The sequence below is a fragment of the Knoellia sp. AC549 genome, from assembly GCF_979258975.1.
Genome location: NZ_OZ409890.1, coordinates 60,432 through 76,878, shown reverse-complemented (window position 1 = coordinate 76,878; position 16,447 = coordinate 60,432). Strand labels below are relative to the sequence as shown.

16 protein-coding genes and 1 tRNA gene are annotated in these 16,447 nt (G+C 67.2%); 2 read left to right on the top strand and 15 right to left on the bottom strand.

What is annotated here, in order from left to right; all coding sequences use genetic code 11:
• Positions 1-39: 39 nt before the first annotated feature.
• From ACZZ98_RS00375 to ACZZ98_RS00335, 9 genes are all read right to left on the bottom strand, one after another.
• Entirely contained in the window at positions 40-966 is a 927-nt protein-coding gene (locus ACZZ98_RS00375) for a hypothetical protein (protein WP_463514428.1), read from the bottom strand.
• Between the two features lie 510 nt (positions 967-1,476).
• Positions 1,477-2,541 carry a hypothetical protein gene (locus ACZZ98_RS00370; protein WP_463514427.1) on the bottom strand — a complete coding sequence of 355 codons (1,065 nt, stop codon included), beginning with the start codon at positions 2,539-2,541 and terminating at the stop codon, positions 1,477-1,479.
• Between the two features lie 419 nt (positions 2,542-2,960).
• Complete coding sequence (locus ACZZ98_RS00365) at positions 2,961-3,212, bottom strand: hypothetical protein (protein ID WP_463514426.1); 252 nt, start codon at positions 3,210-3,212, stop codon at positions 2,961-2,963.
• Between the two features lie 366 nt (positions 3,213-3,578).
• A complete protein-coding gene (locus ACZZ98_RS00360; protein WP_463514425.1) occupies positions 3,579-4,049 on the bottom strand; it encodes a hypothetical protein in 471 nt (156 codons plus the stop codon).
• Positions 4,046-4,453, bottom strand: coding sequence for an FDXHR family putative zinc-binding protein (locus ACZZ98_RS00355; RefSeq protein ID WP_463514424.1), 408 nt, complete (start codon positions 4,451-4,453; stop codon positions 4,046-4,048). Before ACZZ98_RS00355 ends, ACZZ98_RS00360 begins: the two co-directional genes overlap by 4 nt.
• 826 nt (positions 4,454-5,279) lie before the next feature.
• Positions 5,280-6,221 carry an amino acid ABC transporter permease gene (locus ACZZ98_RS00350; protein ID WP_463514423.1) on the bottom strand — a complete coding sequence of 314 codons (942 nt, stop codon included), beginning with the start codon at positions 6,219-6,221 and terminating at the stop codon, positions 5,280-5,282.
• On the bottom strand, positions 6,218-6,880 hold the full coding sequence (locus ACZZ98_RS00345; RefSeq protein ID WP_463514422.1) for an amino acid ABC transporter permease: 663 nt from the start codon (positions 6,878-6,880) through the stop codon (positions 6,218-6,220). The genes ACZZ98_RS00350 and ACZZ98_RS00345 overlap by 4 nt, the downstream gene beginning before the upstream one ends.
• Before the next feature lie 90 nt (positions 6,881-6,970).
• Positions 6,971-7,828, bottom strand: coding sequence for a glutamate ABC transporter substrate-binding protein (locus ACZZ98_RS00340; RefSeq protein ID WP_463514421.1), 858 nt, complete (start codon positions 7,826-7,828; stop codon positions 6,971-6,973).
• 24 nt (positions 7,829-7,852) lie between these two features.
• Positions 7,853-8,593 (bottom strand): amino acid ABC transporter ATP-binding protein, encoded by a 741-nt coding sequence (locus ACZZ98_RS00335; RefSeq protein WP_463514420.1) that lies wholly within the window; start codon positions 8,591-8,593, stop codon positions 7,853-7,855.
• A 142-nt stretch (positions 8,594-8,735) separates the two neighbouring features.
• Here ACZZ98_RS00335 and ACZZ98_RS00330 point away from each other — a divergent pair.
• Positions 8,736-8,809 (top strand) — tRNA-Ile (locus ACZZ98_RS00330).
• Positions 8,810-8,880: 71 nt separating this feature from the next.
• On the opposite strand, the gene ACZZ98_RS00325 is transcribed toward ACZZ98_RS00330, so the two are convergent.
• Positions 8,881-10,077, bottom strand: coding sequence for a hypothetical protein (locus tag ACZZ98_RS00325; RefSeq protein ID WP_463514419.1), 1,197 nt, complete (start codon positions 10,075-10,077; stop codon positions 8,881-8,883).
• A gap of 419 nt (positions 10,078-10,496) precedes the next feature.
• Between ACZZ98_RS00325 and ACZZ98_RS00320 the strand changes: the two genes are divergently transcribed.
• Positions 10,497-11,012, top strand: a complete 516-nt coding sequence (locus tag ACZZ98_RS00320) for a DUF3145 domain-containing protein (protein WP_380084981.1) — start codon at positions 10,497-10,499, stop codon at positions 11,010-11,012.
• Between the two features lie 77 nt (positions 11,013-11,089).
• On the opposite strand, the gene ACZZ98_RS00315 is transcribed toward ACZZ98_RS00320, so the two are convergent.
• From ACZZ98_RS00315 to ACZZ98_RS00295, 5 genes are all read right to left on the bottom strand, one after another.
• A complete protein-coding gene (locus ACZZ98_RS00315; protein WP_463514418.1) occupies positions 11,090-12,538 on the bottom strand; it encodes an acyl-CoA carboxylase subunit beta in 1,449 nt (482 codons plus the stop codon).
• Entirely contained in the window at positions 12,538-13,782 is a 1,245-nt protein-coding gene (gene fabF / locus ACZZ98_RS00310; protein ID WP_463514417.1) for a beta-ketoacyl-ACP synthase II, read from the bottom strand. Before fabF ends, ACZZ98_RS00315 begins: the two co-directional genes overlap by 1 nt.
• 80 nt (positions 13,783-13,862) lie before the next feature.
• Complete coding sequence (locus tag ACZZ98_RS00305; protein WP_380084978.1) at positions 13,863-14,111, bottom strand: acyl carrier protein; 249 nt, start codon at positions 14,109-14,111, stop codon at positions 13,863-13,865.
• 105 nt (positions 14,112-14,216) lie between these two features.
• Complete coding sequence (locus ACZZ98_RS00300) at positions 14,217-15,218, bottom strand: beta-ketoacyl-ACP synthase III (protein WP_463514416.1); 1,002 nt, start codon at positions 15,216-15,218, stop codon at positions 14,217-14,219.
• Positions 15,219-15,224: 6 nt separating this feature from the next.
• The gene (locus ACZZ98_RS00295; RefSeq protein WP_463514415.1) at positions 15,225-16,403 is read right to left on the bottom strand and encodes an acyltransferase domain-containing protein; all 1,179 of its coding nucleotides are present in this window, start codon (positions 16,401-16,403) and stop codon (positions 15,225-15,227) included.
• Between the last annotated feature and the right edge of the window lie 44 nt (positions 16,404-16,447).

Here is a 16,447-nt window from a genome sequence, read left to right as displayed (position 1 = left end):
CCTCGAAGCGACTTCTCAGTAGCATCGCGGCGACGGCAATCATTCCCCAACTAGCTTGGGTGAGCCTGGTTCAGCCTTGAAGCCCGGCCGAGCCTTCCTCCAAGCTTCGCGCTGCTCCTTATCCTCATGGATTTCTTGAGCGAGCTCTTGCTCCATCTCTTCGTAGAACTCCTTGAGCGAGAAGAGATACTCCTGCACGTACACGGGCGCGGGGGGCGGATCCTCATGCCTGAGGAAGGCCGCAACCTGCCTATGGGCCTCCTCAGCCGCGTTACTGATGATGTTCCGTGGACTGTGGTAGTGGGTGCCTTCTGCGTAGCGGGTCTCTCCCACGCCCTCGGCGTTTCTCAGGAGTTGAGAGAGCTCGAGTAAGCGATCCCTCAAGCCGACCGGCAGGTACGCCACTTGAGCCGACACCTCATCAAAGTCCCGATGGACCCGGTCGTGCAGTGGCCGTATCTCCTCGTCGGACAGCCCGCGGTAGTCGAGCTTGATTGGCAGATCACGTGCGAGAGATGAGAACAGCCGGTCTACCTCCTCGGCTGCTTGCTCTTCCCTGAGTCGGCGCTGCCTGCCGATCTGTCGCTCTTCTTCGCGGGTTTCTGCTTCGACCCTCTTCGCCTCATCGCGCTCCTCCTTGCTCACCACATTGCGGTTCTTGAACCACTCCACCGCAAAGGTGATCCCAGCTCCGACGGCGACGGGGACCAGGATCAACGCAAGTCCCGGCAAGCTGAGGGCCGCAGCTGGCCCGCCATCCGTTCCAACCGCCGCAGACGTTGAAGGGGTGGCCGTGCTCGTCACAGTCGCGGAAGCTGGTTCGCTAGACGTCACCGAGGTGGGCATGGTGAGCGTGGGAGTGGGCGTTGGTGCTTCCAGAGGGGTGGGCGCAGCCACCACCAGGACCGTCGTGCCGTTCCACTGCATAGCCATTCCCCTTTTCTTGACATCTTCGCTGAACATCATGGGGCCCGGGGGTAGGACCCCGGACGCGACACACGCAGAACCGTCTTGTGATAGCAGCCGCCCTTCTGCGCAGGTTACAGAGCCGCTGCCACGCTCCCTTCCGCACGAATAGCGTTGTGGCACAGCCGAACTTGCTTCGGCCACGGCTAGAACCCGCGCTGAAACTGGCCTTTTCCTCTCATCGAGCGCCTGAAATCCCGCGCAACCACGCGGAAGTCCCTCAGCATCGGCGCTGTGAGATCCCGAAACAGGACGTTTTCAACGCCCGAAAGCCCCACCCTGTGGCCGAAGTCGCTCGGCTCGCAGGGTGGGGCATCGGTGTCTACTTCGCGGCGCGGTTCAACTTCGCCATGTGCCTACGGCAGCGGTCGGAGCAGAATCGACGGGTGAAGCTCGTGCTGTCGCGAGGGTGGTCCTCACCGCAGAGCACGCAGACGCTCATGGCGTGTCGGTAGTCCTGTTCGGCAGCGTCGGGCAACTCGGTTGGAAGGTGGAGGGTCGTCGCCATCCTCAGACCAACTTGGACACGTAGGTGATGGAGAACGCGACGTGCCCACCCATCATCCCGTAGTCACCAATCGTGGTCGTGCCCGACTTGATGATTTCGACGGACTTGGCTCGTCCGCAGAAGTCGACCTTGCCCACCTTGTCGTTGACAACCTGCTTGACGACCTCGATGACCTGACCGACCGTGAAGCCGCCCTTGTTGATGGGCCATGCCACGCAGCTGGACTCGATCACGACCGTGCGGATGCCGTTCTCGTCCGTGGTGTCGGACTTGACCTTCGACCTGCCGTCGCGAAGCGTGTTGATGAACTCGATGCCGTGGTAGGTGCTGAACCCGCGAGCAACCACTTGGTTGCCGATGTTGTTGGCAAAGGAGTTGAGGTGCATACCTGCGACAGCGCCCCCGCTCCCGCGAGGCGTGAGGGCGTAGCCGTGGTGGACCTGAATCGAGTAGGTATCTGTCTCCAACTCGTCGGTCAGCGCGGACGTCACAGCATCTCGCACGGTGACGCGCTGGCCTGCCGCCCTCAGCCGCTCACCGATCTTAGATGCGCTCGGGGTGCTGCCGAGCTCGTCGCGGACGTGGACAAGCTTCAGGCTCCCCTCCAAGAACGGCTCGCCCAGATTGCTGCCGACCTTCATTGATCCGGGGATGAGGTATGCCTGAGGCACTTCGCCACTCTCGGGCTCGCCGGTCGGCGGCTTGTCCGTGACGGTCAGCGGGACCTTAATGATGGACTTGATGTCGTCCAGGAGAGCGAGGGCCAGCTCGTCGGACTTCTCGGCCGTCGCCTTCTCGCGTCGCACTGCATTCTCGGCAGCCTCAACCTTGAGCTTGGCCCAGTCGATAGCAGCGGCAGCGGCAGCAAGGTCGGCGGGAGTGACGTCCTCATTGCCGGAGCGAACTTCTCCTCGCAGCTCGTCTAGCGCTTCCTCCGCAGCCTCGACCTCGCGGTGTCGTTGCTGCACGAGCTTCGCCGGGTCGATGGCGGGAAGGATGATCTCAGCCTTGGATGCGGCCTTGGCCGGAGCGGCCTTGACCTTGGGGTTGGTGTTCTTGACGGTCATGTGTGGAACTCCTGTATCTGTGAGTGAGGGCGAGCCGTGTGCTCGACCTCGGGGCATGCTGGAGAGACCGGCGTAGGTGCCGGATCTCGGTACTTCGATATGCGCCATGAGCGCGGTCTTCGGGTGCTTCGCACCCTCGACTACGCCCGATGGGAGATGGAGCGGCGGCGACAGCCGCACAGGGTCTTCACCTGTGGGGGACGGAGTCCCCCCGCATAGGCACTGGTCCTGTGGGGACTTCGTCCCCCAACGTGTAGAACCAGTGAGCTTGTCGCCGGTGACCCTGCCTCTACTTGTGCGGAGTGAGGGTGCGAAGCACCCGAGAGCACGTTCTAGGCGCAGGCCAAGCCCAGAGCGAGGGCTACGTCGGACCTGTTGGCTCAGACCTGATGGACGTAGCCCCTTACTCTGGCCATTGGTCAGGCCACGTCGGCAAGCTCGATGACTGGCAGGTGGTCGGGCAGCAGGTCCAGCCGTTCGGACAGTGCCACCCGGTCGCCCGGCATGATCCTGAATGTCGTCTTGGACCCTCGCCCCTTGCCCGTGGTCTCGACCTCCAGCCAGCCCGAGCGGGTGAGGACGCCCACCCCGGACTCGGCATAGGCGCGGGTGCGCCCACCCTTGTCCGAGATGCCCACGGCATCGGCTAGAGACCTCCACGGCACAGTCACCTCAGACTCCTCACCGCAGAGTCGGGCCAGTTGCCGTGCGACGTTCTGGGCCGATGGTGCCGACACAAACCACATGACCTCCCAGAACCAATCCCCAGCCTGTCCGATAGGCGGCATCCCTTCCCACGACATCGGGGAGCCACGCTTCTTCAGCAAGACGCGGTGGGCTTCCACGACCTCACCGAATCTCCCTTTCATCGGGCTCGACCCCGCTCCCGCACTTCGTCCCGCCAGGCGCGGTGGCAGGACCGGCAGCGAGACATCAGCTGGACGCCAGGGCGACCACGACGGCGCTTGAACGCCATCCCGCTCATCCATCGGTCGCAGTCATCGCAATGCTTGACGACCTTCCCTGCGAGCACGAGCTCAGCCGACATGGGAGACCTCCCGCATGGGCACGATGGAGCAGTGCCGCGCCAGCCCCACTGTGAGGTGAGCCTCGGCGAAGACTCGGACGGCTCCGCAGTCGCAGCGTGCTGCCCACTGTCCCGGTCGCGGCGAGCCGGTCAGTGTGAGGGACCCGAACCTTTCGCCGGGACGTGGGATGCCGTGAGGTTGGACCTTGGCCGTGTCGAGCAGGACTCGTGTTGCCGTTGATCCCTCCAGGATGTGGCCGTGCCGGATAGCCAGCCCGAGCAGGGACCCAAGCGCGGACTTGCTGAGCCCGTACTCGGTTCCCTCCCCGATCAGCTCGCGCAGTTCGTTCGACTCCCATTCGGCCGCACCGGAACGGTCAGCCCGCTCGGCACAGCAGAGCACCAGCCGGATGAGAGGACGGGTTCCCGCCACCAGCGCGAGGTCTAGGAGGTAGTCGCGGTCGAGCGTCGCGCCGCTCATGCGGCAACGCCTCGCCCAGCGCAGGACCGCTCCGGGTTGACGACGCCTGCGAGCGTCAGGGGTCCGTCAGGACCACCCGGCCCCGACACGGCGCTAGAACGCCTGCGGTCGGGTACCGCATGCAGCACGGCAAGGGAAGCGGCCTGCGCAGCGGTGGGAGCCTCGCGCCAGTACGTCACGCCCTCGTCATCCCGACCATTGCCGGTTCGCAGGGTCAGGGCAGGTGAGCCGTCCCGGCGCGCCGCGTCGAGCGGAGACCGGCAAGTACCCGCATGGTCGGGTGCGGAGCGGTGCATGTCGGCAGCGCGCTCGCTGTCGAAGGTCAGGTGGCACAGGACGCAGTGCGCGGTTTGGGACCCTCGCTGACTCCATCGAGCACCGCAGCGGCAACGGGCGACGTTCATGCCGCACTCTCCAGCGTTTCGACGCGAGCGGATGCTTCGGTCGCCTCGACGTCGGCCATCAGGTAGATGACGCGACCCATCGGGCGGGAGTATGCAGGGCCTCGCCCGGCGGACCTTTGATTAGCAAGGGTGCCGACTGAGCAACCCCAGCGGGCAGCCAGGGCAGCGGGGGTCAGGGTGGTTGATTCGTGGGTCGTCAAGATGACGTCTCCTCTCGGTAAGACCCGCAGGGCCACGTCGAGCGGAGACAACAAAGGCACCCCGGTCGCGCCGTGCGCTTGGGGTGCCCGCGAGGTCAGCCGACTGAGGCCTTACAGGTGAGCGATTTCGTACATGAGTGGTGCTCCGTTCGTTGTCCAAGTGCGGTTCGTGTTGCCGTCTGGCTCAGAAAGGCTCTCGGTCATGCTTCGGTTGGTTGTTCACAACTTACATTACCGATCACGGCGCAACGCGTCAAATCGGCATGCGTAACTAAGACCTTTTTCAAGCGCCAACGCAACAGTAGGACATCGAGCGGCCTCAGCGCAAGTCAGCCAATGACGTGGGGCGACGGCCCGTCCGCCCGTGAGGCGGGGGCGGGATGTCCTGTTACCCGTTCAGTTACCCACGTTGCCCGTGACTCGGAGTGATCCGCGATGTCACCTCAGTGATGCACGGAAATGAGCTGCACTGTGCCACAACGGTATTCGACACTCACACGTGATCCCTCGTGATCCTGGATTAGTCCACTCAGCTAATCGGCAGGTTGTTGGTTCGAGTCCAACCGGGGGAGCAGTACGACGAAGGGCCCGGATCGACGTGATCCGGGCCCTTCGACGTTGGCTGCTCAGCGCGCGGTGCTGGCCGGGTCGATGTTCTGGACGTTGGAGCCACCGAGTCCCTGCGCCGGCAGGGTGCCCGTTCCCAGGGGCGCGCCGGGCATCGCGTTGGTCTGCGCTCCGCCGGCGGTCCTGCCACGGCGGTTGATCCGCCGCGAGACCCGCCCGGCGATGACCGTGAGGGTGTAGTTGATCAGGATGAACAGCATCGCTGCGACGAGGTATGCCGGCACGGTGTTCGAGAACGCCGAGCCCAGGGTCTTGGACCAGTTGAGGAGCTCCGGATAGGTCACCTGGTAGCCCAGGGCCGAGTCCTTGAGGATCACGACGAACTGACCGATGAGCGCCGGGAGCATGGCCGTCAGGGCCTGGGGGAGCTGGATCGAGCGCAGCGTCTGCCACGAGGTCAGACCGATGGACAGGCCCGCCTCCGACTGGCCCTTCGGCAGCGAGTACACGCCCGAGCGGACGAGCTCGGCGAGCACCGAGCCGTTGTAGAGCGTGAGGCCGGTGACGACGGCCGCGAGCGGTGCCGTCGACGCCGAGAAGAGGTCGCCCCGGGCGAAGAGCCCGTAGTACGCGAAGATCATCATGAGCAGGACGGGCACGGACCTGAAGAACTCCACGACGATGCCGCAGAACCAGCGGATCGGCGCGATCGGCGAGAGTCGCCCGATCCCGAAGACCAGCCCGAACACGGCGGCGAGGACGATCGAGATCGCGGCCGCCTTGAAGGTGCCGATGAGCCCGTTCACCAGGTAGTCGCGCCACACGGCACGGTCGGTGACGAAGGGCTTCCACAGCGCCGGGTCGAGCTGTCCCGCCTGGTGCATCTTGCGCAGGAGGAGCCCGAGGATGGCGACGACGAGCACGATGCCGACGACCGTGAGGATCTGGTGCCTGCGCCGGGCGCGAGGTCCCGGGGCGTCGAAGAGGACCGAGGTGCTCATCGCTTCACCGCCAGACGTCGCGACAACGAGGTGAAGAACAGCCCGAGGGGCAGGGTGAGGATGACGAAGCCGAGGGCGAAGACCGCGAAGACCGTGAACGATCCGCCCTCGAACTCGATGACCCGTTGCATCAGACCCGCAGCCTCGGCGGAGACGATGACTGCCGCCACCGTCGTGTTCTTGATGAGCGCGATGAGGACCGACCCGAGCGGGGCGATGGCACCACGGAAGGCCTGCGGGAGGATCACTTCGCGCATGCTCTGGCTGAAGGTGAGGCCGATCGCGCGAGCCGCTTCGGCCTGACCGGCGTCCACGGTGTTGACCCCGGACCGCAGCGCCTCGCACACGAACGCTCCGTGGTAGACCGCGATGACGACGATGGCCCACCGGATGGCGTTCTGGTTGATGTCCTCGGAGAGGCTGATGCCCACGATGTAGGTCAGACCGAGCACGCTGAGCACCATGAGCAGCGTCAGCGGGGTGTTGCGGAAGATGTTGACGTAGCCCGCACCGATCATGCGCAGGACGGCCACGGGCGAGACGCGCATGACGGCCGTGATCGTGCCGAGGACCAGGGCGCCGAGGGCGCCGAAGAACGACAGCTTGATCGTCCACCAGAACGCACCGAGGACGTCGTAGTTGCTGAGGATCTCACCCATGGGCGGAGTCCTTCCTCCTCACGTGTGGGTTCGCGCAGGTATGCCGTCCGCTCGAGGGGAGCGGACGGCATACCCGCGCTGTGGACGGACTCAGGAACAGGCGTCCGGCTTGGGCGGGTTGGTCGCGGTGTCGACCTTGAAGCCGGCCGGTCCGAGGTTCGCGTCCACGGCCTTCTGCCAGTCACCGGAGTCGATCATCTTCTTGAGGGCAGTGTTGATCTTCTCGCACATGGCGGTGTCGCCCTTCTTGATGCCGACGCCGTAGCGCTCCTCGGAGAACGGGGCGCCGACGACCTTGAGCTTGCCCTTGTACTGATCCTGCGCGGCGTAGCCGGCGAGGATCGTGTTGTCGGTCGTCAGGGCGTCGATGCCCTTGGACACGAGGGCCGCGACGCACTCGGAGTAGGTCCCGAACTCCTGGAGCTGAACGCCTGGGACCTTCTTCTTGACGTTCTCGGCCGAGGTCGAGCCCGTCACCGAGCAGAGCTTCTTGCCCGCGAGCGAGTCCGGGCCGGTGATCGAGCTGTCGTCAGCGCGGACGAGGAGGTCCTGGCCCGCGATGAAGTACGGCCCAGCGAAGGACACGGTGGCCTTGCGCTTGTCGGTGATCGAGTAGGTCGCGAAGATCATGTCCACCTGACCGGTGGAGAGGAGGGTCTCGCGCTGGGCGGAGGGGGCCTGGACCCAGCTGATGTCGCCCTCGGCGCTGCCGAGCTCCTTGGCGACGTACTTGGCGACATCGACGTCGAGCCCGGTGTAGCCGTTGCCCTCCTTGAGGCCAAGGCCCGGCTGGTCGAACTTGATGCCGATCTTGATGGCCTTGCCGCCGCCTCCGCTACCGCTTCCGGCGTCGGCGTTGCCGCCGGTGTCGGCGCTGTCGCCACACGCGGCAAGACCGAGCGTGAGCACCGATGCGGCGATGACCGCGCTGAGCTGACGAACCTTCATGTGTTTCCTCCTGTTAGGGCTGGGTCAGTGGGTGAGGATCTTGGCGAGGAAGTCCTTGGCCCGGTCGCTCTTGGGGTGGGTGAAGAACTCCTCGGGGGTGTTCTCCTCGACGATCTGCCCGCCGTCCATGAAGACGACGCGGTTGGCGGCCTTGCGGGCGAAGCCCATCTCGTGGGTGACGACGATCATCGTCATCCCCTCCTTGGCCAGGCCGACCATGACGTCGAGCACCTCGTTGATCATCTCGGGGTCGAGCGCCGACGTCGGCTCGTCGAAGAGCATCACCTTGGGCTCCATGGCGAGCGAGCGCGCGATGGCGACCCGCTGCTGCTGCCCGCCGGAGAGCTGTGCGGGGAACTTCTGCGCCTGCTGCGCGACGCCGACCCGCTCGAGCAGCTCCATGCCGCGCTTCTCGGCGGCGTCCTTCTTGTGCTTGCGGACCTTGATCGGACCCAGCGTGACGTTGTCGAGGATCGTCTTGTGGGCGAAGAGGTTGAACGACTGGAAGACCATGCCGACGTCCGCCCGGAGCTGGGCGAGCTCCTTGCCCTCCTCGGGGAGCTTGTTGCCGTCGATCGTGATCGTCCCGGACTCGATGGTCTCGAGGCGGTTGATCGCCCGGCACAGCGTGGACTTGCCGGAGCCCGACGGGCCGATGACGACGACGACCTCTCCCTTGCCGATCTCCATCTGGATGTCCTTGAGGACGTGGAGGTCGCCGAAGTGCTTGTTGACGTCCTTGAGGACGACCAGGGGCTCAGTCATGAGCGGCAACCTACCGTCCGACGTCGCCCGTCACGCGGCACTGCGCCGAGGCGACACCGATTCGCAACGTGCCCGGGCCGTTTTGGGAACGGCGGGGTATGCCGTCCGCTCGCCGTGCGCAGGTAGGCTCGGCTCCGCTTCAGGGGCGGTAGCTCAGTCGGTCAGAGCAGCGGACTCATAATCCGTCGGTCCTGGGTTCAAGCCCCAGCCGCCCCACCGTCAGGGAACCAGGAGCGGGCCGACCCCCTTGAGGAGTCGGCCCGCTCTGGTTTGGAAGGTGCGGAGGATCAGCAGGCGTTCTTGCCCCTGCCCTTGCACGTCGTGGTCGGCGCGGTCGGCGTGGTCGTCGTGGGGAGCGCGTTCACGTTGAGCCCGTCCAGCTTCACAATCGTGGCGTTCAGGCGTTGCCCGAGGTAGACCGTGCCGTTGTGCACACCGATCGACCAGGAGAGGTCCGGGGTCTTGGCGACGCCCTTCCAGGTCATGCCGTCGGCGCTGCGGAAGATGCCGTCACCGGCGAGGGCGTAGATGTAGCCGTCACCGGGGATGTCGAAGTCCAGGACGTTCCACTCGGTCGCGGGCAGGACCGTGGTCGCCTTCTGCCCGTCGAAGGCCACCACACCCTTGGCGTAGTTCGTGCAGATGATCTTGCCCTTGAAGACCTCGACCGCCCGCGCCTCGACCGTGTGGCAGGGGTTGAGGCCCGGCAGGGTCGACCACCTGGTGCCGTCGAAGACGCGCAGCGGTGCGCCACCTTCGACGTCGGTCGCCTGCAGGTACATCTTGCCGCCGAGGGCAGCAGCCCAGTAGTAGCGCTCGCGCCCGCCCTCGATGACCGAGGTGTCCTTGGCGACCATCGACCACGATGCCCCACCGTCGGTGGAACGGTAGGCCGCGGCACCACCCTTGGTCGTGCCGGGATACTTCGCCGAACCCACCATCCAGAGGTCGGACCCCGTGAGGGTCGCAACGTCGTAGACGTGCTCGGCCGGCGCCTTGAACTCGTTGGTCCACCTGCCGCTGGCGTTGGTGGAGAAGCCCTGGTTGGCGCTGGCGGACCCCGTCGGATCGGTCCACGGCGCGTAGAGCTTGCCGCCCAGCTTCCGGAAGGTGGTGATCTCCTCGGTGGGCGCCGTCAGACCACTCTCCGCGAAGGTCCGGGTGGTCGGGTCGAAGGTGCTCACCTTGGTGGGCCCGGAGTTGCCGATGTAGTCGCCGTGGCCGACGTAGAACGTGCCGTTGTCCATGGTCAGGCTGCGAATGGTCTTGCCGGACGCGGTCGGCTTCGCCAAGGCCGAAGGGCTCACGCCGACCACCGAGGTCGGGTACGTCGGAAGGCTTGCGGTGGGCGGGGGCGGGGGCGGCGGGGTGGGCTTGGCCGCCTGCGCCGGGCCGGCGGCGAGGCCGGCGACGCAGCCGAGACCGGTGACGGTGGCGGCCAAGACGGCCAAGAGCGGCCGACCTGACGTCTTTCGAGTGTCCATCGTGGTGCTCCTCAGGGAAAGGAAGGGAGGCCCGAAAGCGTCGGGATGGGTCTGATAGTGGAGGACAACCACATCGGCCGCAACCCTTAATGGCTATTTGTTCTAGGCCCTAAGGACTATGTCCTCACAACCAGCTCTGCCCAGAAAGGCCGCAGATGCCTAGCACCATCGAACTGGTCATCGCAACCAAACGAAGTCGGCCGCGGTGGTGGGGGTGTCGCAGATGGTGTTTGTGGTGCTTCTGCGGCATCACGAGGCTCGTGGTTCACGAGTTCGCTCGTGTGGCATGTGAAACAGGACAGCCAACGGCACCGGCGCGTGCCTGCATAGCGAGCTGAACGGCATACAGATCTGTTGCCTCCGAAGGACCCGTGCGAAGGCGTTGGGGAAGACGTCCCTTGCACGTGAAGGAGGCCAGGATGTCTGTCGCGACGCGACGTATCTCGACCCGGGGAGTGGTGTTCATCCACTCGGCCCCGGCAGCGCTGTGCCCCCACATCACGTGGGCGCTCGAGTCCGCCACGGGCTCTCGCGTCACTTTTCCCTGGTCTCCGCAGCCCGCTGCGCCCGGTCTCATGCGTGGTGAGTGGTCCTGGATCGGCGAGCAGGGCACGGGTGCCCGCATGGCGTCGACGCTGCGCGGGTGGCAGGGACTGCGCTACGAGGTCACCGAGGACCCGAGCGCCGGCTGCGACGGCTCGCGCTGGTCACACACCCCGAGCCTGGGCATCCACCACTCGACGACGTCCGCCAGCGGTGACGCGGTCATCAACGAGGAGCGGCTCAAGGAGATCCTCATGCTCGCGCAGGGGTCGCCCGAGGCGATCCAGGAGATGGTGGAGGAGGTCCTCGGCACGGAGTGGGACAACGAGCTCGAGCCCTTCCGCTACGCCGGCGACGGCGCCCCTGTCCGCTGGCTGCACAAGGTCGGCTGATCCCCGCGCAGAAACACCGAATGTCGTGAGGCCCGCTCCCGTACAGGGGGAGCGGGCCTCACGCTTGCGTCAAGAGATCACAGGGGAATGTTGTTGTGGTCGCCCCGGCGTTGGGGTGCCTCGGCGATCGCCCTGGCGATGGCCGAACGGGTCACGTTGGGCTCGACGATCTCGTCGACGACCCCGATCTCGACGGCGCGGGCCAGGCCGCCGGACAAGGCGTCGTGCTCGTCGGCGAGCTGCTGCTCGACCGCCGCGCGATCTGCGTCGTCGACCTCGACGAGGCGGCGACGGTGGAGGATGCGGATCGCTGCGACCGAACCCATGACCGCGACATGGGCGGTCGGCCAGGCGAAGACCCGAGTGGCGCCGAGCGAGCGCGAGTTCATCGCGATGTAGGCACCGCCGTAGGTCTTGCGGGTCACGAGAGTGACGCGCGGTACGACGGCTTCGGCGAACGCGTGCAGCAGCTTGGCCCCGCGGCGGACGACGCCGTCCCACTCCTGCCCGACCCCGGGCAGGTATCCGGGGACGTCGACGAGAACGATGAGCGGCACCCCGAACGCGTCGCACATGCGCACGAAGCGGGCGGCCTTCTCGGCAGAGGGTGAGTCGAGGCAGCCGCCGAGGCGCATGGGGTTGTTGGCGATGACGCCGACGGTGCGGCCACCGAAACGACCGAGCTGCGTGACGATGTTGGGAGCCCAACGCGGGTGCAGCTCAACGGAGTCGGCGCCCTGGTCGAGCACGTTGTCAACGACCGGATGGACGTCGTAGGCCCGCTTGGCCGACTCCGGGAAGGTCGCCTCGAGGTCGAAGTCCTCGACCTTCGAGACCTCGAGCGTCCCCTGGTCGGCGAGGAGAGAGCAGAGCTGGCGCCCCCGCTCGTAGGCCTGCTCGGTCGACTCCGTGACGACGTGGACCACACCGCTGCGGCGTCCGTGCGGCTCGGGTCCACCGAGGCGCAGGGCGTCGACGTTCTCGCCGGTGACCGAGCGGACGACGTCGGGACCGGTGACGAAGATCCGTCCGTCGGGGGCGAGGATGACGATGTCGGTGAGGGCGGGACCGTAGGCCGCGCCACCGGCCGCCGCGCCGATGACGACGGAGATCTGCGGGACCTTGCCGGACGCCCGGGTCATGATCGCGAAGACCTCACCGACCGCGTGCAGGCTCACGACACCCTCAGGGAGGCGTGCGCCTCCCGAGTGCCAGATGCCGACGACCGGTATGCCGTCCGCCAGCGCCCGCTCGTAGGCCGCCACGACGACCTTGCAGCCGTCGACCCCCATCGCGCCACCCATGATGGTGGCGTCGGAGCAGAAGGCGACCGCTCGGGTGCCCTGGCAGGTGCCGATGGCGGCGAGCATGCCCGAGGTGTCCTCGGGGGTGATCAGCTCGACCGAGCCCTCGTCGAAGAAGGCCTCGAGGCGCAGCCGCGGGTTGCGTGGGTCGGTGGCTCGGTCCGGCTTGGGCTTCGTGGCCGCGGAGGCGGTCGCGGAGGACTCGTTGGGCTGGCGTGACATCAGAAGCTCTTCACGGTGAGGGCGACGTTGTGTCCGCCGAAGCCGAAGGAGTTGTTGAGCGCCGCGATGTCACCGTCGGGGAGCGTGCGGTGCTCACCCCGGACGACGTCGAGGGCGATGGCCGGGTCGAGGTCGTCGATGTTGATGGTCGCGGGCGCGATGCGGTGGTGCACGGAGAGGATGGTGAACAGGGCCTCGAGAGCGCCGGCCGCACCGAGCAGGTGACCGGTCATCGACTTGGTCCCGCTGACGCACATGCCGTCGGTCGCGTCACCGAAGGCACGACGGATGGCGTTGGCCTCGGCGACGTCGCCCACGGGGGTGGACGTGGCGTGCGCGTTGATGTGGACGATGTCCTTTGCAGTGATCCCGGCCCGTTCGACGGCCTCGACCATGGCGCGGGAGGCGCCGGCACCCTCGGGCTCGGGCGCGGTGATGTGGTGGGCGTCGGAGGACATCCCGGCAGCACCGAGCTCGGCATAGATCCGGGCGCCGCGTGCCTTGGCGTGCTCCTCGGACTCGAGGACGATCACGCCCGCACCCTCGCCCATGACGAAGCCGTCTCGGGCGGTGTCGTAGGGGCGGGAGGCGTGCGTCGGGTCGTCGTTGCGGGTCGAGAGCGCCTGCATCTGGGTGAAGCCGGCGAAGGGCAGCGGGTGGATCGCGGCCTCGGTGCCACCGGCGACGACGATGTCGGCGCGCCCGAGACGGATCTGGTCCATCGCAAGGGCCATCGACTCAGCCCCTGATGCGCACGCCGAGACGGCGGTGTGGGCACCGGCGCGGGCGCCGAGGGCGAGCGAGACGTTGCCGCTGCTCGTGTTGGGCATGAGCATGGGGACGGCGAGCGGGAAGACGCGACGCACGCCCTTCTCCCGCAGGTTGTCCCACTGGGTGAGGAGGGTGTGGACACCGCCGATGCCGGTGCCGATCGCCACCATGAACCGGTCCGGGTCGACTTCGGGTGAGCCGGCGTCGGCCCAGGCCTCGCGCGAGGCGACCATGGCGTACTGCGCGCTGGGATCCATCCGGCGGCACTCGACCTTGGTGAGCACCTCCTCGGGGGAGGTGTGGATCGAGGCGGCGAAGGTGACGGGCAGCTCGTACTTCTCCACCCAGTCCTGGGTCAGCGTCCGAGCACCCGACGTGCCGGCGAGGATCGCTTCCCACGTCTGGGTGATCGTCCCGCCGAGCGGGGTGGTGGCTCCGAGACCCGTGACGACGACGCGACGTTCGGTGCTCATGGCGATGGCTCCTTGGCGTGGGGAAGGTGTCCCGGTGCCGCCCCCACGACGTGAGGGCGGCACCGACGGAACAGCTGGGTTCAGCTCTGGTTGGACTTGATGAAGGTGACGGCGTCGCCGACGGTGCGGAGGTTCTTGACCTCGTCGTCGGGGATGCGCACGCCGAACTTCTCCTCGGCGTTGACGACGATGGTCATCATCGACAGCGAGTCGATGTCGAGGTCGTCGGTGAACGCCTTGTCGCTCTGGACGGTCTCCGGGTCGAGGCCGGTCTCCTCGTTGACGATCTCTGCGAGACCCGCGAGGATCTCCTGCTCGCTCTGAGCCATGTGTCCTGCTCCTTCATGGTTCGGGTCCGCCGGGTGCGGACGCTCTGGGTGCTGCGATGGTGCTGTCGTGCTTGGTCCGTGATGACCCGCGGACCGCGGGAGTCTCTATGGCAGGACGACGACCTGCGCGGCATACGACAGGCCTGCCCCGAAGCCGATCTGCAGGGCAAGGGCACCACGCAGCTCCGGCTGCTCACGCAGGAGGCGCTCGGTGGCCAGCGGCACGGAGGCTGCGGAGGTGTTGGCCATGTCGACGATGTCCCGGGCGACGGCCACGTTCTCGGGCATCTTCAGCTGCTTGCACATCGCGTCGATGATCCGGACGTTGGCCTGGTGGGGGATGAAGGCGTCGAGCTGGTCGACGGTCACGCCGGCGGCGTCCAGTGCCTGCTGGGCCACGGGGGCCATGCTCCACACGGCCCAGCGGAAGACCCGCTGGCCCTGCATGCCGATCGTCGGCCACTCGAGCTTCTTCTCGTGGACGTCGATCCAGCTCTCGTTCTGCGCGATGACGTCCCACTTGTCGCCCTCGGAACCCCAGACCGTCGGCCCGATGCCCACCGTCTCGGACGGCGACACGATCGCCGCACCGGCACCGTCGCCGAAGATGAACGCGACACCTCGGTCCGTGCGGCTGGTGAAGTCGGAGAGGCGCTCCACGCCGACGACGAGCACGTGCCTGGCGCTGCCGGCACGCACCATGTCGTTCGCGAGGGAGATGCCGTGGCAGTAGCCGGCGCACGCCGCCGAGATGTCGAACGCGGCGGGCTTGGACATGCCCATGCGGTCGGCGAGCGCCGGTGCGGCGGCGGGGGTCTGGTAGGGGAAGGTCACGGTCGCCAGGATCACGGCGTCGATGTCGGAGACGTCGAGACCGGCCATCTCGAGGGCGCCTCGGGCGGCGAACTCGGACATGTCGACGACGCTCTCGCCGTCACCGGCGAAGCGTCGGGTCTTGATGCCCGAGCGCTCCTGGATCCACTCGTCGGAGGAGTCGATCGCCTCGACGAGCTCGGAGTTGGGGACGACCCGGCGCGGTCGGTAGGCGCCGATGCCCGAGATGCGGGTGTGCGCCGCACCGGTGCGAGAGGTGATGAGTCCGGACATGGCGGCTCAGCCTTCCTGGGGGTGGAGGCGAAGGATCGGCTGGCCCGGTGAGACGGGGTCGCCGTCCTCCACGAGCCACTCGACGATGCGGCCACCGTGCGGCGCGACGACCTCGTAGGTGTCGCGCAGGGTGCCGACGGTGGCGATGACGCTGCCGGTCTCGACCTCGGTCCCGAGCTCGGTCGCGGTGAACGAGACCATGCCCTTGGCCGGGCTGATGACGAGGCGCCACGTCGGGTCCTGGGCGACGCCGGACGAGACGGCGTGCTCCTTGACCATGCGGTGCGCCTGCTCGAGGTCGTCGGGGGACTTCAGCGCCAGGATCTCGACGCCCTTGAGGGCGCGCTTGGCCAGACCGGCGAGGGTGCCGGCCGGGGGGATCTCGATGATCCCCGTGACACCGAGCTGCGCGAAGGTCTCCATCGTGCGGTCCCACCGCACCGGGTTGCTTACCTGGCTCACGAGGCGCCCGAGGACCTCGCGACCGCTGTGGACGACGGCGCCGTCGCGGTTGGACACGAGCGGCACGCGGGCGTCGTGGGTCGACATGGCCTTGGCGTAGCCGGACAGGACGTCGACGGCCGGCGCCATGTGCTCGGTGTGGAACGCCCCGGCTACCTTGAGCGGGATGACCCGGCTCTTGGCCGGAGGGTCGGCCGTGAGCGCCGCAAGCTGCTCCATCGTCCCGGCGGCGACGACCTGGCCGGCGCCGTTGATGTTGGCGGGCGTGAGGCCGTGGCGCTCGATGGCTGCGATGACCTCGTCGGGGTCGCCACCCATGACCGCACTCATCCCCGTCGGCTGGACGGCGCTCGCGGCCGCCATGGCCTGGCCGCGCTCGCGGACGAAGACCATGGCCTGCTCCGCCGAGATCACACCCGCGGCGGACGCTGCCGTGATCTCACCGACGGAGTGGCCGGCGCCGGCCCCCACGAGGCGGAAGCCGTCAGCAGGATGCTGGAAGAGCGCCAGGAGCGAGACGAGGCCCGAGGCGACGATGAGCGGCTGCGCGACAGCCGTGTCCTTGATGGTCTCCTCGTCCGACTCGGTCCCGTGTTTGACGAGATCCATGCCGGCGACGGCGGAGAGCCACCCCATCCGCTCGCGCAGGCCGGGGATGGCCAACCACGGGGCGAGGAAGCCGGGGGTCTGGGAGCCCTGTCCCGGGCACACGATCACAAGCACCTCTTCAGAGTGGCGGTGACCGGGCCTGCTGGGGGCGACGGACC